The sequence below is a fragment of the Streptomyces sp. NPDC002446 genome (genome assembly GCF_053595675.1).
Genome location: NZ_JBSFYC010000001.1, coordinates 280,804 through 299,560 on the forward strand (window position 1 = coordinate 280,804; position 18,757 = coordinate 299,560).

The window sequence follows — 18,757 nt, forward strand, 5'->3', positions numbered from 1 at the left end:
CCCGAATGATTCGGGCTGGATTGCAGATTACTCTACTTCCCACCCATTCTCCCGAAGGGCTTCGATTCCCTTCTGGATTGCCGGTCGGCCAGGGCCACCGGGCGCCCAGACGGACCAATAGGTGGAGAAATCGAATACGATTTCACCGGGATTTCTGTGGAATCGATACTCGAAGGGCGCATGGACGACTGAAGCCCCCATGGGACCGTAAACCCAGGCTGCATCGCCGTGGAAAACCACGGGGTGATTAACGAACCCCTTTGTGACCTCAAGTTGGATTACTTGAGGATCTTTCTGGGGGTACGGGTACCCTTCGGGTAGGCACGCCATTGTCGCGTTGAATTGAATTTCCTGCCAGCCAATGGGTAGCCCGCTCGTGTCGTCTGCGGCCGCCGTGAGATAGTCATCGATGAATTCGATAGCGTTGTTCTCGCTGATTTCATCAGTCGTGACCACTTGCTCGTTCTGCAGGCGCGGCTCCGCAGTCACCCTCTCCGGGAGCGGCTCGCGTCGCAGCATCCCAAACTCTCGCGAGGGGGTGAGAGTGTCGACTGGCAGATCGAACTCGTTCTCCCAGTAAGCCGTCGCGACCTCCATCGAGAGGGGGATGCACAGGCTGTGCGACATCTCGAAGGCTGCGGAAATTGCCACCCTGGCCAAGTGGGCATGATCCAAGGGCAGGTCTTCCACGTCCTTCACCAGGCGGATGGACGCCCCTGGGAAGTCAAGCAATCTGGCGTCCGTCATCGCAGTCGCTCCCATGAAGTACCGTTATGAATGTATTCGGCAAGCACACCCATATCTGGATCCGAGCAAATGATGCGGTCCAGTTTACTGGCGTCGGGCGTCTTATTCAAATTTTCGAGGATGTCGTCGAATAGGTTCCTTTCCTTGATTACGGTGCCGTCGGGTCGGCTGAGCTTTACGCTTCCGTCAGGGCTCCTCTCGGTGGTGAGGCCCTTCTTGACCTTTATCTCGGCCTTCACCTTGAGGTAAATGCTGACATCGCGAGGTCGCGGAAGCGGGTGTCCGTGCGCTTCTCGCTTGTTGATCTTGTCGAATCCGTGCGCAACGGCATTCCTGATGTCGCTGGGCTTCTCGATCTCCCTTTCGACGGTGGTGACCTCTACGCGGTGCATGATCGGGCCGTTGGGCTCGGAGAGGCCAAGGTCGAATTCTGCGAGTGCCTCGTTATTCTCGGATAGGGGTGCGTTCAGCTCCAGGGCGGTGTGGAGGACGTGCTCGGGATTCTCCTCGAGAAGCCTCCTCGCCTCACGCATTTCGTTGAGGGTTTGCGCAAACTCCGTGTTGGCCTTTTTGCTGTGAAAGTCCAGCCAGGCATCCAGATCAAGGACCCTCGAAGCTGTGGGCCCGAGTATGTCCTCGGCCTGACTGCGGCGTTCGGCAATACTCGACCGCTCTTCGGGTGTTTCTTCCGGAGTGGCGCCCGGCTCCTCGGGCGCAGGGTGCTCGTCCCCGTCGTGGTGTGGTGCCTGCGAGGTGTCCTGGTCGGCGGGCTGATGCGCCGTGTGGGAGTTGTCCTCGGCATTCTGGGTCGGGTGGCTGGTGTGCGGTTGGCCGTTGTGCGGTTCTGCTGCGTCGTGCTGCTGCGGGACCTGGGTGGTGGACTGGCCGTGGGATACGTCCGGCGTTTCGGGGGTGGGCTTGGCGTAGATCAGGGGGTTGGGGTCGTTAGCGAGCGCATTGGCGAGGTGTTGCGAAATCCCCGTGCCGTGGTTCTTGGGTGCGCTTTCCTGATCGCCCGGGGTGGTGTGGGACTGCTGCTGATCGACGGGCGAGTCCACGTGCTGGGCTGTGCCGTGGTCGGGTGCCGAGTCGTCGGTTTTGTTCGGCGAGTCGTCGGTTGGGGTGCCGTCGGCGTCGTTTGACGACTCGTCCGTTGAGGTGTCGTCGGTTTTGCTGGGCGACTCGTCCGTCGGGGTGTCGTCGGCGTTGTTGGGTGAGTCGTCGGTGGGGGTGTCGGTGTGCGGAGCGGGGGAGTCCTCGGGCTTGGAATCGGCCTGCTCGGTGGGGGTGTTGTCGGGCTCGGGCTCGGGCTTGGGTTCCGTCTGCTCGGTTGGTGAATCGTCGGGCTTCGCCTCTGCGTGTTCGGCGGAGGTGTTGTCCGTTTTGGATTCGGTGTCGGTGTCGGTGTTGGTGTTGGTCTCGGTTTTTTCGGTGGGGGTGGTGTCCTGCTTCGGCTCGGTCTGCTTGGTTTCAGACTCGTCGCCGGGCTTGGCTACGACGTGATCGGCGTGCAGCGGCTGGCGGTTGGCGTCGAGGGGGATGTGCCAGACATGCTCTGCCTGGGGAATGTGGATGGGGTCGGTGCTGACCTGCCCGGTCTGGGTGTCGATCCAAATGATCTTGCCGTTGTGGTTGACCGCGTTGAAGGCGTGGCCGCCGCCGTTGTTGGGCCAGTCGACCTGGACGATGGCTGCCGCTCCGTGGCCGGCCTTCTGGAGGTCTTGTGCGATGCGGGCAGCGGTGTCGGGGTCGTCGCCTCGCCCGGCGTAGCTGTGAGTGGCGCCGCTCCAGCGGATCTGGTTCTCGTTTGCCTTGTCCTCGGGAGACCAGGTGTCCGGGTTTCCGTTGGCGTCGGTGTCGGGCGTGCGCGGTGCGGAGACCTGGGGGTTTCCGTACCAGCTCTCAAGGAACGAACGGGAGCAGTCGGCACAGTTGTTGCTGCGCCCGGGAACCGTGTTGCCCCCGTCGTTCTGAAGCTGGGCCCAGGAACCGAAGGGGTCGGCGAATCGCTGCGGCGTGCCGTCGGAATTGGTCGGGAACGCGTTCTCCAGCGCCTGCTGGTCGCTGGGATTGGGCGGCAGGAGACCGCCGGTGTCCTGATCGAGGTCGGCCCGGATGGAGCTGTGCTCGTTGGGGGGTGACTGCTCCTTTTGCGGGCTTTCCGCATTCTCCTCCGCGGAGGGCGGCTGCTCCTCTCCCGGCTGTTGCTGTTGTGGCTGCTGCTGTTGTTGCTGGTGGGGCTGGGGCTGGGGCTGGGCGTCCTGCTGCTGTTGGTGAGGCTGCTGCTGGGGCCCAGGCTGCTGCGTCGGCTGGGGCTGCTGCTGTGCCTGCTGCTGTTGCTGCTTCGGCTGCTGCTGTGCCTGTTGCGGCTGCGGCTGCGGCTGCGGCTGCGGCTGGGCATGCGGGGTCTGCTGCTGGTGCGGCGCAGGCTGCTGTTGCTGCTGCTGGTGCGGCTGCTGGGTGTGCGGGTTTTGTTGCTGGGCCTGCTGGGTCTTCGGCGTCTGCTGGGCCTGTTGGGGCTGAGGCGCCTGCTGGATCTTTGGCGTCTGCTGGGGCTGAGGCGCCTGCTGGGCGTAGGGGTTCGGTTGCTGTTGAACGGGGCTCTGCTGTTGCGGCTGGGCGTACGGGTTGGGCTGCTGCTGCGGCTGCTGGACGTGCGGAGCCGGCTGCTGTTGGTACGGCCCGGGCTGCTGCTGGTGCGGCTGCGGAGTGTAGGGGCTTTGCTGGTGCTGCGGCTGGACGTACGGGCTCTGCTGGTGGGGCTGTTGCGCGTACGGGCTCGGCTGCTGCTGTTGGTACGGGCCAGGTTGCTGTTGCTGTTGCTGTGGCTGCTGGGTGTGCGGCTGCTGCTGGTAGGGGTTCTGCTGGTGTTGCTGTGCGTACGGGTTGGGCTGTTGGTGCTGCGGGGCCTGCTGCTGCGGCTGCTGCTGGTACGGGCCGGGCTGCTGCTGGTGGGGTTGTGCGTACGGGCCGGGCTGCTGCTGGTGCGGCTGCTGCTGTTGGTACGGCCCAGGCTGCTGCTGTTGGTGGGGCTGCTGCTGGGCATACGGGTTCTGCTGCTGTTGGTACGGCCCGGGCTGCTGCTGGTGTGGCTGCTGGGTGTGCGGGGCCTGCTGCTGTGCGTATGGGCCGGGCTGCTGTTGCTGTGGCTGCTGGGTGTGCGGCTGCTGCTGGTAGGGGTTCTGCTGGTGTTGCTGTGCGTACGGGTTGGGCTGTTGGTGCTGCGGGGCCTGCTGCTGCGGCTGCTGCTGGTACGGGCCAGGCTGCTGCTGGTGCGGCTGCTGGTAGGGGTTTGGCTGCTGGGCGTGCTGCTGTGCCTGTGCCTGCTGGGCCTGAGCCTGGGCTTGCTGTGCCTGGGCCTGCTGCTGTGCATGTGCCTGGGCTTGCGCCTGCTGCTGGGCGTGGGCCTGTGCCTGGGCCTGCTGCTGTGCCTGTGCCTGTGCCTGTGCCTGAGCTTGTGCCTGGGCCTGCTGAGCCTGCGCCTGCGCTTGTGCCTGCTGAGCCTGAGCCTGCGCTTGTGCCTGCTGTTGCGCCTGGGCCTGCTGGGCTTGCTGCTGGGCCTGGGCCTGGGCCTGTTGCTGTGCCTGAGCCTGCTGCTGTTGGGCCTGCTGGGCCTGTGCCTGTTGCTGAGACTGGGCGTGCTGTTGCGCCTGCTGTGTCTGGGACTGCTGGGCCTGGGGCTGCTGTTGGTTCTGGGGGGCGCTGGGGTCGAAAGGCTGGCGGTTCGCGTCGGTGACGAGGTGCCAGACGTTCTTCGCCTGGGTGTTGATGGGCTGATCGCTGATCGTGCCGGTCTGGCTGTCGACCCAGACGACCTTGCCGTTGTGGTTGACCGCGTTGAAGACGTGGGCGCCGCCGTTGGGCCAGGTGACCAGTACCGCGGCCGCCGCACCCGGGCCGGCCTTGCGGAGGTCGTCGGCGATCTGGGCGTAGCCGTCCTTGGCGTTCTGGCCGGAGTTGCGGAACTTGGCGCCGGTGTACTGCTCGATGTTGGCGGTGCCGTTCTTCTCGCCGGAGGCGCGGTCGATGCCGCCCTTGCCGTCCGGGTCGAAGGTGCGTGGGGCGGACACCTGCGGGTTGCCGTACCAGGACTCCATGAAGGAGCGGGTGCAGTCGGCGCAGTTGTTGGAGCGGCCGTAGACGGTGGGGCCGCCGTCGTTCTGGAGCCGGGCCCATGGCTGGAACGGGTCGTTGAACGCCCGCGGGGTGCCGTCCGGGTTCCGCGGGAAGCTGTTCAGCAGTGCCTGCTGGTCGTGCGGGAACGGCGAGTACAGGCCACCGGGCTGGACGTTGAGGCCGAGCCGTACGTCGTTGTGGCTGCGGAGGTTCTGCGGCTGTGCGACCGGTGCCTGGTGCTGCGCTTGCTGCTGCTGGGGCGGGGTGGGCTGGGTCTGGTTGGGGTTCTGGTTCTGCTGGTGCGGCGCGGGCTGCTGGTGGGGGGCCGGCTGCTGGTGCGGCTGCTGGGCGTACGGACCCGGTTGCTGCTGCTGGGGCTGTTGCTGCGGGGTCTGCTGCTGGGGTGTCTGCTGCTGGGTGGGGGTGTGGCTCTGGAGGGTGGGCTGCGGTTGGTTTTGCTGCGGCGTCGGCTGCTGCTGGTGCGGCGCGGGCTGCTGCGGCTGCGGCTGCTGGTACTGGTGGGGGACGTTCGGGTTCGGTGTGTTGGGCGTAGGCGCACCGGGGCGTGTGGGGGCCTGGGCGCCGGGCTGCGACGGGGGCTGGGCGGGGGTGGCGGCGTCGGCCTGCGGACGGTCCGAGCGGGTGGGCGCGGGCTGCGGAGTGCCGTCGGGACGTGATGCATCGGGACGTGATGCGTCGGGGCGCGCCGCGTCGGGTCGGGTGCCGTCCGGACGTGTCGCGTCGGGACGCGTCGCATCCGGCCGCGTGCCGTCGGGTCGCGTGCCGTCGGGCCGGGTGCCGTCGGGACGTGTCGCGTCGGGACGCGTCGCATCCGGCCGCGTGCCTTCCGGCCGCGTGCCGTCCGGGCGGGTGCCGTCGGGGCGGTTGCCGTCGGGGCGGTTGCCGTCCGGACGGGTGGTGTCCGGACGGTCGCCGTCGGGCCGGTTGGCGTCGGGGCGCGTCGGGTCCGGGCGGGTGCCGTCTGGCCGCGTGCCGTCCGGGCGGGTGCCGTCCGGGCGGGTGCCGTCGGGACGTGTGGCATCCGGACGGGTGCTGTCCGGACGTGGGGCCGAGCCGTCCTGCTGGGGCTGCTGACGGTTGTCCGGACGGGTGTTGTCGGGCCCGGAGTCGTCGTTGCGTGCGGGGCCGTCGAGGCGGGGGTTGTGCGGGGGGCGCTCGGGGGTCGGCTGTTGGGTGTGGTCCTGGATGATCTGGGAGCCGTCGGGGCGGCGGTTGTTGCCGGGGGGAGCGGTGGGGGTGTCGCGGCGGGGGCCGTCGAGGCGGGGGTTGTAGGCGGGGCGTTCGGGCTGGCGTTGCTGGGTGACGTCGCGGATGGCCTGGGAGCCGTCCGGACGGCGGTTGGTGCCCGGGGAGGGGGTGGTGTTGGTGGGGTTGGTGCTGCGGGGCGGGGTGGCGTTCGGGGGTGTGGTGCTGCCGCCCTGGGGTGGCACGGCGCCCATCATCATCGGGCCGTTGGCCTGGGGGTTGTTGGGCTGTGCCTGCTGAGGCGTGGAGGGGGTGCTGGGGGTGCCCGCCGTGGGGTCGGTGTGCTGGGTGGGCGGGGGGAGGGTTGCGGTGCCTGCGGACTGGGTGGAGACGCTGGTGTCGTCGGGGTCGTCCATCGTGGGCATGGGGTTGCCCGGGGCGGGGTCACGCTGCTGGATGGGCTGACCGGACGAGGGCGAGTGCTGGACGGGGGCGCCCTGGGGCGGTGTGCCGACGTTCGGCACGGAGGCGCGGCCACCACCGGTGCCGCTGTTGGAGTTGTCGCCGTTGCCGTTCCCGTTGCCGTCGTGGGAGTTGTCGCTGTAAGAGGGCGGGTTGCCGGCTACCGGGTCCGGGGTCGGCGTGGGCGCCGGTGCGGGCTGGGGTGCGTCAGCGCGCGGGGAGCCGCCCTCGTGGGGGGTGGAGTCCGGGGCGGGCTGGGTGCTGACGGGGTCCGGCGTGGGGGTGGGGCGGGCGGCGTCCGGGGTGGTGTCGGGGGCCGGCTGCGTGCTGATCGGGTCCGAATCCGGGCGATCCGGGCGTGCGAAGTCCGGGGTGTTGTCCCGGGCGGGCTGGGTGCTGATGGGGTCGGCGTCCGGGGTACGGCCGGAGTCAGGAGTGTTACCCGAGTCAGGGGTACGGCCGGAGTCGGGCGAGTTGCCCGAGTCAGGGGTGTTGCCGGAGTCGGGGGTGGGGTGGGTGCTGTAGGGGCTGTCGTTGCCGCCGCGGTAGCCCTCGTCGAAGGGGGAGCGCTGGTCCGGGGGCGGCAGGGGCTGGGCGTCGGGGACGTTGCGGTCAGGGGTGGAGCCGGAGTCGTTGGAGGGGGTGGGGGAGGAGGACGGGTTGCTGCCCGTACCGCCGGAGTTCGCCCCGTCGCTGCCGTTACTGCTGCCACCACCCGCGCCGGTGTTGTCCGAGGCGCGGGGGGTGTGGCTGGTGGAGCCGCCGCCGTCGGAGCCGCCACGGCTGCCCACGCCCGCACCACTGCCACTGCCGCTGCCACTGGAGTCGCCGGACGAGCCACCGGAACCAGAACCAGAGCCCGACCCCGAGCCTGCCCCCGAGTCGGAACCAGAACCAGAGCCCGAGCCGGATCCCGAGCCGGAACCGCCGTCGGATCCGCTCCCCGACCCACTGCCGGACCCGGACCCCGAACCCGACCCGGATCCACTGCCCGATCCCGAACCCGATCCCGAACCCGAACCCGAGCCAGACCCGCTCCCCGAGCCGCTGGACCCCCCGCCATCACCGGAGCCGCCGCCGTCCCCGCCGTCGCTGCCGTGTCCGGCGGCGGAGTCCAGGCCCTGGCGGGCGCGTCGGCCCGCGCGGCTGCCCGCGCCGTCGCGGAGGCCCTCGCCGAGGGTCTCGCCCATGTTGTCGACGGCGTCCTCGGCGGCCTTCTTGCCCACCTTGGCCGTCCGCCCCAGGTCGTAGCCCTTCTGGGCGCCGAAGTTCTGGTTGACGGTCTGGGCTATGAGGTCGGAGGCCATGGCCTCCAGCGCGGAGATGACCGGCTCCTTGGCGGCCTGCATGATCGCGTCCAGGAGCTGCTTGGCCACCTCCTTCAGGATGCGGCGGACCATCTCCCGTGTCGCCAGCGTCGCGGCCGCACCGCCGATTTCGGACAGGCCGAGCGTGAAGGGAGCCGCGGCCTGCGCGGCGATGATCTCGGCGGCCAGGATCGCCAGCTGCACGATCACCGCGACCTTCATGCCGATGACCAGCATGGCCGCCGCCTCCAGCGTGAAGGCGATGACCTCCGCCGCCTGCGCGGCGTCGTTGAAGTAGCCGGAGCCGCCGGAGAACTTCTCCCAGGCCTTGTTGAAGCCCTCGATCCCGTCGCCGGAGTTCTCACCGAGCACATTGCTCGCATACGTGTTGCCCTGGGCCGCGTGACCCTGGACTTCCGCCGCGAACGTACGCCACACCTGGGCGCACTCCATCAGCTTGTCTTCATCTGCATGCGGCCAGTTGAAGCCGAGCATGTCCAGGACCCACTCAAGAGGATCCGGCAGCATGATGGACAAGGTGGAACTCCCCCGTGAAAAGAATGCGTTCTCGCGTACGACAAAGCAGGGCCCGTAAGAAGGTGCCCACGCCAAGAGGATGGAACGGGTCAAGAGGATGGAACGGGCCGGGTGGCCGCTGAAAGGCGTCCGATGGATCCGGTCCTGCCCGGTGGATCAGGACCGGATACGGCCTAGACCTTGGCGGGTCTGGTGGTCACGAACTGACCCTGGCCCTTCGTCGGGTCCTGCCACGCCTGCTTGTTCTCGACGTGCTGCTTGATCAGCGCGTCGTTGAAGTCCTCGTTCTCCGCGTGGTTCTTGGACATCGACGTCAGCGCCTTGCCGATCTCCTGGAGCTTCGAGGAGAGGTGGCCCATCGACTCGTACATGCCGTCGCGGACGCCTTCGTAGACGACGCCGAACTTCTCGCCGATCTCGTCGTCCCCCCACGGAGGGGCGTCGGCCTTGCTGGCGAACGTCGTCAGACCGCTCATGAACTGCTCGCCGAACGACTTCTTCTCCGGCGGCGGCCCCTCCTCGCCCTTGCTGGGCGGTCCCGCACCCAGCGCATTCAGGCCGTCCATCAGCCGCGCCACCGACGAATAGAAGTCCTCACCGAGCTTGGTGAAGTTCGTGCCCTCGGCCTTGAGGCCTTCCGTATTGGTCTGGAACCCACCAGCGCCAGCCACAACGTCCCCCGCGTTCGTAATGGTTACCCAATGAGATATTCAAGCCAAAGTTTAACCGGCGGCACTGACAGCTCACCAGGTCCCACCAGGTCCCACCAGATCCCACCAGATCCCGCCAGGCCGCGCCCGGCGAGCAGTCCCGTGCGCTCAGGCCTCGCTCGGGCGGTAGAAGCGGTGGTAGAGCTCCACTGCCGCCTCCGGGGGGAAATTGGGCAGAAATGTCACATCGCCGTTGGCCTTGTTGATGGCGACCTGGCTTCCCCCGGGCTCGGCCGGCGGGGCGGTGGGGTCCTCCGGGGCCGGCCAGCTGGCGTACACCAGGTACCCGAGGTCGAACTCATGGACGAACAGTCCGGCGGGGCCGCCGGGTGAGCCGACCTCGGCGAAGTGCTGCCGGCCGATCTCCAGCGCCTCGGCCTCGTTCGTCGGTACGGGCTGCGGTCCGGCGTCCGCCGACTGCGGAGGCACCGGAGGCACCGGAGGCACCGGAGGAACCGGGGGAGGCGTGGGCGGCAGGCCGGGAGCGCTGCCCGTCTGATCGGATTCGGTCATGCTGCTGTCTCCCTGGCGCTCGTCTCAGTCGGCGGTGTTCAACTTAACTCACGCTGTGGTGGCTCGAATGGTTCGCCTCCGGTACGGGCCGACGGCCGGCGACGCCGAGCGCCGGTCATGGGGAGCGCGGGTGCCGGGCGCCCACGTGCCTATCCGAAGAGCACCCCCGTGCCTATCCGAAGAGCACCCGCGCCAGCCAGAATTCCAGCAGGTCAGCATCGCCGGCGACCTCGAAGGTCTCCTCGTCGGCGGGGCGCCGGCCGTAGATGAGCAGCAGGAGGTCGGTCAGCGGGGCGCTGACCGAGACGGCGGCCGGTTCCTGTGCACGGCGCCAGGCCAGGGCGTCGCCCGTGAGGTCGACGAGCCAGTCGGCGGCCGCCTCGGGCGGGGTGTCCGTGGCGTGAAAGTGCAGGGTGCGGCCGGGGCCGAGCAGTTCGCGCCGGTCGGGGTGGTAGTCGAACATCTCCGGGAGCGAGCCCAGTTCCATCCACTCGTCGAGGGCGTCGACGGCGACCCGCTGCTCGACGGTGAAGGCCGTACCGAGGGTCAGGGCCGCGTCGGCCCGGTGAACGACCGTTTCGTGGGCCATGCGGCGGGCGAAGAAGGCCGGGCCGCCGGACGGGAGCGGGGTCCAGATCCGGACGTCGGGGCCGGTGGCGCGCAGGGTGCGGGCGAGGCGTTCGGCGCCTTCGGTGAGCCAGCCGGCGAACTCCTGCGGTGTGCGGGCGGGCTCGCGCGGCAGGACGCGGAGCGCGGTGTCGGGCGGGGGCTCGGTCGCCCGGGTCCGGACGATCTCCTCGACCCAGCGATGGGTCTCGCCCAGATGCCGGAGCAGCTGGGCGAGGTTCCAGTCGGGGCAGGAGGGCACGGACGCGGTCAGATCCGTGCCGGTGCCGAGAGCGGAGCTCAGCAGTCCGGCCTGAGCGACGATCTCGGCGCAGTGTGCGTCGTAGTCCATGGTGGCGTCGTAACCCGTCGTGGCGTCCATGACCTCACGGTAGGGCGCACCACCGACAAACAGCCGCTCCTACATGCGGGGCGCCGCCTCCAGACGGAACCGCAGCCGGCAGATGACCGCGTCGGTGTCCCGGCGGATCGCGTGGGCGACGACCGCGCCGCGCTGGTTCTGCAGCAGGCGCTGCCACAGGTGGGCGGGTTCGGCCTCCGGGATCAGGACGGTGATCCGGGTGCCGGGCCGGTGGGCCGCCAGGTCGGTGACGTAGTCGGCTATCGGGCGGCCTATGGAGCGGGTGGCGGAGGGCAGTTCGAGGAGTTCCACGCCGGGGTTCCACAGCTCCCAGTCGCGGCGCAGCGCCTCGGCGGCCGGGCGGTCCTCGGGGGTGCCGCAGGTGACGGTGACCGCCACGACCTCGTCGCCCAGGGACACCGCCGCGTTCAGCGCCTCACAGGTCAGCCGCGACAGATGCGATACGGGAACGATCACCAGGGAGCGGGCGCGGCGCGGCGGCTCGGGCACCCGGCCCAGGCCCAGGCGCTCGCCGATCCGGGCGTAGGCGCGGTGCACCGCCTCGAAGACGAGGACCAGCAGGGGCAGCGCGATGACGATGAGCCAGGCGCCCTCGGTGAACTTCGTGGCGGTCACGACGACGGCCGAGACACCGGTGAGCAGCGCGCCGAAACCGTTCAGCAGGGCCTTGCCGCGCCAGCCCGGCGAGCGTTCGAGGCGCCAGTGCCGGACCATGCCGACCTGGCAGATGGTGAAGCCGACGAAGACGCCGATGGCGAAGAGCGGGACGAGGGTGTTGACGTCGCCGCCGGAGAAGACCAGGAGGGCCGCGGCGACGGCGGCGAGGGCCAGCACACCGTGGCGGTGGACCTGGCGGTCCGCCTTCAGGGCGAAGACGTGCGGCAGGTAGTTGTCACGGGCGAGCAGGCTCATCAGGACGGGCAGGCCGCCGAAGGAGGTGTTCGCGGCCAGCGCGAGCAGCACCATGGTGGCGAACTGGACGACGTAGAACGCCCAGTTGTGGCCGAGCGAGGCGTCCGCCAGCTGGGCGAGGACGGTGACGCCCTCGACGGGCTGGAGGTGGAAGCGGCCGATGAGGACGGACAGGCCGATCAGCATCACGCCGAGCAGGGCGCCGAGCGCGACCTCGGTGCGCTGGGCGCGTTTGGCGGCCGGGGCGCGGAAGGCCGGCACCGCGTTCGCGACCGCCTCGACACCGGTCAGCGCCGAGCAGCCGGACGCGAACGCCTTGAGCAGCAGCAGGGCGCCGACCGTGGTGGCGTTGTCGGCGAGGACCGAGGCATGTCCGTCGGCGGTGACGGTGGAGGCGGGCGCATCGCGGAAGAGGCCGACGACGACCATCGCCAGGATGGCGCCGATGAAGACCGCGGTGGGCACGATGAACGCCTTCGCCGAGTCGACGATCCCGCGCAGGTTGATACCGGTGATCAGGACGAGGACCGCCAGGCAGATCCACACGCGGTCCGCGTAGAGCGCGGGGAAGGCGGACGTCAGCGCCGCCACTCCGGCGGTCACCGAGACGGCGACGTTGAGGACGTAGTCGAGGATGAGCGAGGCCGCGGCGACCAGGGCGGTACGGCGGCCGAGGTGGGTGCGGGCGACCGCGTAGGAGCCGCCGCCGTTGGGGTAGGCGGCGATCACCTGGCGGTAGGAGGCGACCAGGACGGCGAGCAGTGCGGCGATGGCGAGCGTGACGGGCAGCGTGAAGCCGAGGCCGTAGCCGCCCGCCGCGGCCAGGACCAGCACGATCGACTCGGGGCCGTAGGCGACCGACGCCATGGCGTCGAGCGACAGGGCGGCCAGACCCTGCAGGGCGGTGAGGCGGTGGCGGGCGTCGGGCTCGGAGGCCGGGCCGCTGCCGGGGCCGGTGGTGGCGGGGCGGGAGCCGCCGGGAGGGGAGCCGCCGGGCCGGGTGGTGACCGCGCCGGTGGCGGTATCCGGCGGTTCCTCGGGCCGCCCGTCGGGCTGGGACACCGTCGACATCTTTCGTCGTAACCTCCGTACGGCACCGGGGCCGTATCTCCGTACGGCACTGGGGTGCGGTGTGCTGGACCAGCCCAGCGTGCGGGGCGTGACGGCGGTCGTCCGCGGTCCTTGGCGGTCCCTTGGCGGGCGAAAGGGTGTTCTTCACGGGTTCTTGACGGAGAGGTGGGCGGCCCGTGACCGCGCCGCCGCGGTGTGCGGCCGGTTTTCGCGCGCGCAGTGGCCGCTTTTCGGCGTCCGCGTCAACGTCGCGTCATCGCTGCGTCAAGGTTCGCGGGGACCGCGTCAGCGCCGTGCAAACGCCCCCGGTCGCCCTGCCCGGCCGCCCTAGCGTCGAACCCATGGGACGGCGACGTGGCCTGAGGCCCGATTTCACGAAGGACGACGGGGACGACGGGGACGGCGGGGGTGGAGGGGACGGCGGGGGCGGTGCGGGAGGGACGGGTGAGACACATGCGACGGGACGGATGGCGCTGGGAAGGGCCGCGGCGGGAAGGGCCGCGGCGGGAAGGACGGCACCGGGGGCCGGGCGACGGAGCGTCCGGTCGGCGATCCCTCCACCGGTGGTGCGTCGCGGTGAGCCGGCCCGGGACCGGAACTGGCTGCCCGAGCTGCGGGCCGCGCTCTGGTGCACGGCCGGGCTGTTCACCGTCATGCTGCTGGTCGACCTCGCCAACGGGACGCTCGGTCCCTGGCGCGCTCTTTGCTGGACGGCCGTCGCGCTGGTGCTGTTCGCGGTCCTCTGCCCGCCACGGGTGACCGCCGGCGAGCACTGGCTGGCCTGCCGCGGACTGCTGCGCACCCACACGGTCCACACCGATCTGCTCGTCCTCGTCCGCCGCAGCGACGGGGTCGCCCCGCGCCTGGTACTGCGCGACGCCCTGGGTGGCCGGGTGGAGCTGGACCCCAAGGTGCTCACCGCGAACCCGCTGCTGTGGCACCGCCTCGAACAGGGCGTGAGCCGCTCCCGCGAGCGCGGGCTGCTGCGCTGTGGTGCGGCACCGCTGCAGGCGCTGGCGGAGCGGATCGATCGTGACGGTGCGCGGGCGGTGTTCGAGGCGTCCGGGCTGGGGTGACCACCGCCCGGGCTGGGGTGACCACCGTCCGGGCGGGGCCCGGCAGTTGGCCCGGCCCGAACCCCGGCCCGAACCCCTCCGAGCCCGCCTGAAACCCCGTCAGCGTCAGCGTCAGCGACCGGGCGCCGAACCGGCTCCCCGCAGATCGCGGAAGCGGACCAGGCGGATGCCGCAGAAGTCGTCGGGGCCTTCCGCCATGTCGAAGAAGGCGGCGATGATCCAGACCAACACGAAGAGATAGCCGCCCAGCCACCTGCGGAACAGCCGCGGCAGCCGCGGACGGCTGGCGTCCGTTTCGCGGATAACGCGGGTGCGGACGGCGAACTTGCCGATGCTCGCACCGCCGATGCGCGTCAGCAGGACGTGATTGAGGAACGAGAGCCCGAAGCAGGCGCCGACGGTGGCGTAGAAGACCTGCATGTCCGGCAGACCGGCGCGCTCGGTGGCGCGCATCGCGATGAGCGCGGCGGTCAGGGCGAGCAGCCCGTCGAGGAGGACGGCGCCGAGCCGCCGCATGTCGTTGGCCTCACGGGGGACGTGCGGGGCGGCGGCCACCGGCGGCTGCTGCTGGTACGGGCCAGGCTGCTGCTGGTACGGGTGCTGCGGCGCCTGGTGTGGATGCTGCGGTCCCTGATGTGGGTGCTGCGCTCCCTGGTACGGGTGTTGAGCTCCCTGATAGGGGTGCTGCGGTCCCTGCTGCGGGTGCTGCGCTCCCTGGTACGGGTGCTGTGCCCCCTGATAGGGGTTCGGGTACTGCTGAGGGGGCTGTTGCTGGCCGCCGGGCTGCTGCTCGTACATGAGTCCGGATCTTTCCATGTCGCGCGGGTCCGCGTCGGCGCGCCCGGGGCTGTGGCCGACGGCTGCGGCCGGGCCCGGCCGCGCGCCGGACCCGCCCTGGGACCCGGACTTGAGAAGCAGGCCTTCAAGTGGGCCGTAAGTGGGCCCGTGGGGGCAGGACTTGAGGAGCGTGACCTCGGCCCTCCCGGCGGTGCTCAGTCCCCTTCGGTCATCAGTCCCCTTCGGCCAGACGCTTGATGGCCGACAGTCGGGTGTCCCAGGCGGCGGCCAGTCGGTCCATCCACCGGGCGGTGACCCCGAGCCGCTCCGGAACGACCCGGTAGCGGGCCTCGCGTCCCTCCCGGTGGCCGACGACCAGACCGGCCCGGTCCAGGATGCCCAGGTGTTTGACGATGGCCTGGCGGCTGACCGGCAGCTCCGCCGCCAGCACCGTGGCGGTCGCCTCGCCGTGCGCGGCGAGGGCGTCGAGTATCCGCCGCCGGGTCGGATCCGCCAGCGCGGCGAACACCTCCGCCACGGCGTCCGCGCCCGCGTCCGGCCCTTCGTCCGTCGTCATGCCGCGAGCCGCTCCGCGTACTGCTTGATGTTCTCGGCCTGGCCGGACCAGCCTTCGGAGTGGCTCTCGTAGCCGGCGGTGCCCAGGCGCTCCTCGGGGATGGCGATCTCCTCGAAGCCGGTCTCCACGACGCGCAGCCGGGTGCCGTCGCCCTCCGGTGTGAGGGTGAACTCGACGAGGGTGGAGTTGCCCTCCACCGCCACCTCGCCGGGGTACGCGCTGGCCCAGCGGTACGAGAAGTAGTGCGGCGGGTCGACCTTCACGATGGTGGTCGGGAACTGGCCGTACTCGCCGTGATCGAGGTGCATGATGCCGCCCGGCCGGAGGTCGACCGGGGTCGGCTCGCCCTGTCCGAACCACGAACCGACGTGCTCGGGCTCGGTCAGCACCGCCCAGACCCGTTCGACGGGTGCGGCGATGCTGATCTCCCGCTCGATGCGGTTGCGGTCCTCGCCGGTGTTGTTGCTGCCGGTGCTCATGGGGTGCCTCCTGTCGGACTCCTGCGCTGCGTCTTACGTGCTACCTCATGGTTGCACGTGGGCCAGCGAGGTGCAACCTACAGGTTGCGCACCCGTACGCGGTACGCCGGAACGGACACCTCCGGATCGTCCAGGCACTCGCCCGTCGCCAGGTCGAAACGCTGCTTGAGCAGCGGCGATGCCACGAACGGGCGGCCCGCGGCCGAGCCCGTCAGGCCCCGGGAGAGGACCTGGGCGCCGGTGAACGGGTCCTGGTTGCCGATCGCGTGGACCCGGCCGGCGCGGTCCAGGAAGAGCGCGGCCTGCGCCCCGTCCGTCAGGAGGGCGGCCACCCCGCGCCCCGGCGTGAGGTCGCCCAGCGAGCAGACCGCGAGCCAGCCGTCCTGCGGGCAGTGGATCTCCACGGTGGCCGTGACCGTGGCCGTGGCCGTGGCGGTGGCCGCGGCGTCGACAGCCGTGGCGTCGGCACCGGGCGCGGTGGTGGGAGTAGCGGCGGTGGGAGCAGCGGTGGTGGGTGCGGTGGCGGTGGTCATCAGGCGGAAGTCCCTTCCAGGGTGCGGACGGCCAAGGTCGGCCCGGCCAGCAGCGTCAGGTCCGGCTTGACCTGGTCGCGCTCCGGTACGAAGCGGACCGACGGGTCCGGGGCGTCGGGTGCGTTGACGAAGGAGACGAAGCGGGCCAGCCGCTCGGGGTCGGCGAGGGTCTCGGCCCATTCGTCGCGGTAGTGGGTGACATGGGCGGCCATCAGGGCCTCCAGTTCGTCGCACAGTCCGAGGGAGTCGTGGACGACGACATCGCGTACGTGGTCGAGGCCGCCCTCGATCCGCTCCAGCCAGGTGGAGGTGCGCTCCAGGCGGTCGGCGGTGCGGATGTAGAACATCAGGAAGCGGTCGATCAGCCGGATCAGTTCGGCGTCGCTGAGGTCCTGGGCGAGCAGGTCGGCATGGCGCGGGGTGGCCCCGCCGTTGCCGCCGACGTACAGGTTCCAGCCGTTCGCCGTGGCGATCACACCGAAGTCCTTCGACTGGGCCTCCGCGCACTCCCGCGCACAGCCCGAGACCGCGGACTTCAGCTTGTGCGGGGCGCGCAGCCCCCGGTAGCGCAGCTCCAGATCGATGGCCATACGGACCGAGTCCTGCACGCCGTAGCGGCACCAGGTCTCGCCGACGCACGACTTCACGGTGCGCAGCGCCTTCCCGTACGCATGTCCCGACTCGAAGCCCGCGTCCACCAACCGTGCCCAGATGCGGGGCAGTTGATCGACCCGGGCGCCGAACAGGTCGATCCGCTGACCGCCGGTGATCTTCGTGTAGAGGCCGAAGTCGCGCGCCACTTCGCCGATCACGATCAGCTTCTCCGGGGTGATCTCGCCGCCCGGGATGCGCGGGACGATCGAGTAGGACCCGTTCTTCTGGAGGTTGGCGAGGAAGTGGTCGTTGGTGTCCTGCAGGGCGGCCTGCTCGCCCTGGAGGACATAGCCGTCGGCGCCGACCGCCGGCGCGAGGGAGGCGATGACCGAGCCGACCGCCGGCTTGCAGATCTCACAGCCCTCGCCGCCGCGCGCCTCCTGCCGGCCGTGCGCGTCGAGCAGCTCGGCGTAGGAGGAGATCCGGCGGACCCGGACGATCTCGTACAGCTCGGCGCGGGTGTGCGGGAAGCAGGCGCACAGGCTCTGGTCGCCGCTGTCCGGCAGCAGTTTGCCGATCACCTTGACGCAACTGCCGCACCCCGTGCCCGCCTTGGTGCACTTCTTCACCTCGGGGAGCGTCTCGCAGGCCTGGATGGCGTCCTTGGTGACGTTGTGGCAGCTGCAGATCACCGCGTCACCGGGCAGCGCGTCCGGGCCGAGCGCGGCGGGTGCGCCCGCTCCGGCCGGCAGCACCAGCTGCTCGGGCGCCAGCGGGGGAACGGTGCCGGTCAGCGGCCGCAGCATGCCGTACGACTCGGCGTCACCGACCAGCACACCGCCCAGCAGCTCGCCGCCGGCGCCGATCACCAGCTTCTTGTAGACGCCGCTGCGGGCGTCGGAGTACACCACGTCCAGGCAGCCGTCGGCGGCGCCGTGCGCATCGCCGAACGAGGCCACGTCGACACCGAGCAGCTTGAGCTTGGTGGACAGGTCCGCGCCGGTGAAGCCGGCGAGCTGCCCGGAGCCCCCGTCGCCCCCGTCGCCCTCGTCGAGTCCGGCGGCGATCCCCTCGGCCGCCACCCGGGCCATGTCGTAGCCCGGCGCGACCAGTCCGTACACCCGGCCGTCGGCGGCCAGCGCGCACTCGCCGATCGCATACACCGCCCGGTCGTCGGTGCGGCACTGCTCGTCGATGACGATGCCGCCCCGCTCGCCGACCGGCAGCCCGCACTCCCGGGCGAGCTGGTCGCGGGGCCGGACCCCGGCGGAGAAGACGACCAGGTCGGTCTCTATACGGGAGTCGTCGGACAGCCCCATGGCGGTCACCGCGCCCGAGGCGTCCGCGACGATCTCCTTGCCGCCGACGCCGGTGTGCACCTCCAGGCCCATCTCCTCGACGGTGCGGCGCAGCGCGCGGCCGCCGCCCTCGTCGACCTGGAGCGCCATCAGCCGCGGCGCGAACTCCACGATGTGGGTACGCAGCCCGAGCCCCTTGAGCGCACCGGCCGCCTCCAGACCGAGCAGCCCGCCGCCGACCACCACACCGGTGCGGGAGTTCTTGGCGTACTCCTCGATGGCCAGCAGGTCCTCGATGGTGCGGTAGACGAAGCAGCCCGCGCTGTCCTTGCCGGGCACCGGCGGCACGAACGGATACGAGCCGGTGGCCAGCACCAGGGTGTCGTAGCGCACGGTCAGCCCGGAGCGGGCGGTGACCGTGCGGGTGGCGCGGTCGACGGCGGTGGCCGGGTCGCCGAGGTGCAGCTCGATGCCGTGCCGGGCCATGAAGTCCGGCTCGGTGACGCTCAGTTCCTCGGCGGACCGGCCGGCGAAGTACGACGTCAGCTGGACCCGGTCGTATGCCGGGCGGGGCTCCTCACACAGAACGACCACCCGTGCGCGCTCGGTGACCCCGCGGTCGGCCAGCTCCTCAAGGAAGCGCTGGCCGACCATGCCGTGGCCTACGAGGACGATCGTCGGTGTGGTGCCTGGTGCGGCGTCGGGGTGCGGGTGCGTGGTGGTCATGCTCGTCAGCGTGCGGCCCGGCTGTTACCCGCCCGCATCTGCTCTGTTTCCCGGGCGGAACGCTGCCCTCAGTGCGCGCCCCGCCGCCGTGTGAGGCGCCGCCCGCCCCGGCCGGCGCCCCGCCGCCG

The 18,757-nt window shown here is 70.5% G+C and carries 12 protein-coding genes; 1 reads left to right on the plus strand and 11 read right to left on the minus strand.

The genetic code is table 11. The features are described from left to right. Positions 1–27: 27 nt before the first annotated feature. From ACWD6P_RS01205 to ACWD6P_RS01230, 6 genes are all read right to left on the minus strand, one after another. A complete protein-coding gene (locus tag ACWD6P_RS01205; protein WP_451441874.1) occupies positions 28–747 on the minus strand; it encodes a hypothetical protein in 720 nt (239 codons plus the stop codon). Beyond that, positions 744–8,366: a toxin glutamine deamidase domain-containing protein gene (locus ACWD6P_RS01210; RefSeq protein WP_451441977.1), complete on the minus strand. Its 7,623-nt coding sequence runs from the start codon at positions 8,364–8,366 to the stop codon at positions 744–746. Before ACWD6P_RS01210 ends, ACWD6P_RS01205 begins: the two co-directional genes overlap by 4 nt. A gap of 182 nt (positions 8,367–8,548) precedes the next feature. Next, positions 8,549–9,046 carry a hypothetical protein gene (locus tag ACWD6P_RS01215; RefSeq protein ID WP_451441875.1) on the minus strand — a complete coding sequence of 166 codons (498 nt, stop codon included), beginning with the start codon at positions 9,044–9,046 and terminating at the stop codon, positions 8,549–8,551. 147 nt (positions 9,047–9,193) lie between these two features. After that, a complete protein-coding gene (locus tag ACWD6P_RS01220; protein WP_451441876.1) occupies positions 9,194–9,598 on the minus strand; it encodes a hypothetical protein in 405 nt (134 codons plus the stop codon). Positions 9,599–9,770: 172 nt separating this feature from the next. Further along, positions 9,771–10,586, minus strand: a complete 816-nt coding sequence (locus ACWD6P_RS01225; RefSeq protein ID WP_451441877.1) for a maleylpyruvate isomerase family mycothiol-dependent enzyme — start codon at positions 10,584–10,586, stop codon at positions 9,771–9,773. Between the two features lie 39 nt (positions 10,587–10,625). After that, positions 10,626–12,569: an APC family permease gene (locus tag ACWD6P_RS01230; RefSeq protein WP_451441878.1), complete on the minus strand. Its 1,944-nt coding sequence runs from the start codon at positions 12,567–12,569 to the stop codon at positions 10,626–10,628. A gap of 563 nt (positions 12,570–13,132) precedes the next feature. On the opposite strand from ACWD6P_RS01230, the gene ACWD6P_RS01235 reads away from it, so the two are divergent. Beyond that, positions 13,133–13,645, plus strand: a complete 513-nt coding sequence (locus ACWD6P_RS01235; protein ID WP_451441879.1) for a hypothetical protein — start codon at positions 13,133–13,135, stop codon at positions 13,643–13,645. Between the two features lie 111 nt (positions 13,646–13,756). Here ACWD6P_RS01235 and ACWD6P_RS01240 read toward each other — a convergent pair whose 3' ends face one another. The 5 genes from ACWD6P_RS01240 to nirB all read right to left on the minus strand — a co-directional run bounded on the left by ACWD6P_RS01240 (position 13,757) and on the right by nirB (position 18,629). Beyond that, positions 13,757–14,443 carry an RDD family protein gene (locus tag ACWD6P_RS01240; protein ID WP_451441880.1) on the minus strand — a complete coding sequence of 229 codons (687 nt, stop codon included), beginning with the start codon at positions 14,441–14,443 and terminating at the stop codon, positions 13,757–13,759. A gap of 211 nt (positions 14,444–14,654) precedes the next feature. Next, a complete protein-coding gene (locus ACWD6P_RS01245; protein WP_451441881.1) occupies positions 14,655–14,999 on the minus strand; it encodes an ArsR/SmtB family transcription factor in 345 nt (114 codons plus the stop codon). Then, on the minus strand, positions 14,996–15,478 hold the full coding sequence (locus ACWD6P_RS01250) for an SRPBCC family protein (RefSeq protein ID WP_451441882.1): 483 nt from the start codon (positions 15,476–15,478) through the stop codon (positions 14,996–14,998). Before ACWD6P_RS01250 ends, ACWD6P_RS01245 begins: the two co-directional genes overlap by 4 nt. 77 nt (positions 15,479–15,555) lie before the next feature. After that, positions 15,556–16,011 (minus strand): nitrite reductase small subunit NirD, encoded by a 456-nt coding sequence (gene nirD, locus ACWD6P_RS01255; protein ID WP_451441883.1) that lies wholly within the window; start codon positions 16,009–16,011, stop codon positions 15,556–15,558. After that, positions 16,011–18,629: a nitrite reductase large subunit NirB gene (nirB, locus tag ACWD6P_RS01260; protein ID WP_451441884.1), complete on the minus strand. Its 2,619-nt coding sequence runs from the start codon at positions 18,627–18,629 to the stop codon at positions 16,011–16,013. Before nirB ends, nirD begins: the two co-directional genes overlap by 1 nt. Positions 18,630–18,757 lie beyond the last annotated feature (128 nt).

What these genes read in the sequence shown, in the direction of transcription:
- ACWD6P_RS01205 (WP_451441874.1), bottom strand. Translation starts at nt 747, where the DNA reads ATGACGGACGCCAGATTGCTTGACTTCCCAGGGGCGTCCATCCGCCTG.
- ACWD6P_RS01210 (WP_451441977.1), bottom strand. Translation starts at nt 8,366, where the DNA reads ATGCTGCCGGATCCTCTTGAGTGGGTCCTGGACATGCTCGGCTTCAAC.
- ACWD6P_RS01220 (WP_451441876.1), bottom strand. Translation starts at nt 9,598, where the DNA reads ATGACCGAATCCGATCAGACGGGCAGCGCTCCCGGCCTGCCGCCCACG.
- ACWD6P_RS01225 (WP_451441877.1), bottom strand. Translation starts at nt 10,586, where the DNA reads ATGGACGCCACGACGGGTTACGACGCCACCATGGACTACGACGCACAC.
- ACWD6P_RS01230 (WP_451441878.1), bottom strand. Translation starts at nt 12,569, where the DNA reads ATGTCGACGGTGTCCCAGCCCGACGGGCGGCCCGAGGAACCGCCGGAT.
- ACWD6P_RS01240 (WP_451441880.1), bottom strand. Translation starts at nt 14,443, where the DNA reads ATGTACGAGCAGCAGCCCGGCGGCCAGCAACAGCCCCCTCAGCAGTAC.
- ACWD6P_RS01245 (WP_451441881.1), bottom strand. Translation starts at nt 14,999, where the DNA reads ATGACGACGGACGAAGGGCCGGACGCGGGCGCGGACGCCGTGGCGGAG.
- ACWD6P_RS01250 (WP_451441882.1), bottom strand. Translation starts at nt 15,478, where the DNA reads ATGAGCACCGGCAGCAACAACACCGGCGAGGACCGCAACCGCATCGAG.
- nirD (WP_451441883.1), bottom strand. Translation starts at nt 16,011, where the DNA reads ATGACCACCGCCACCGCACCCACCACCGCTGCTCCCACCGCCGCTACT.
- nirB (WP_451441884.1), bottom strand. Translation starts at nt 18,629, where the DNA reads ATGACCACCACGCACCCGCACCCCGACGCCGCACCAGGCACCACACCG.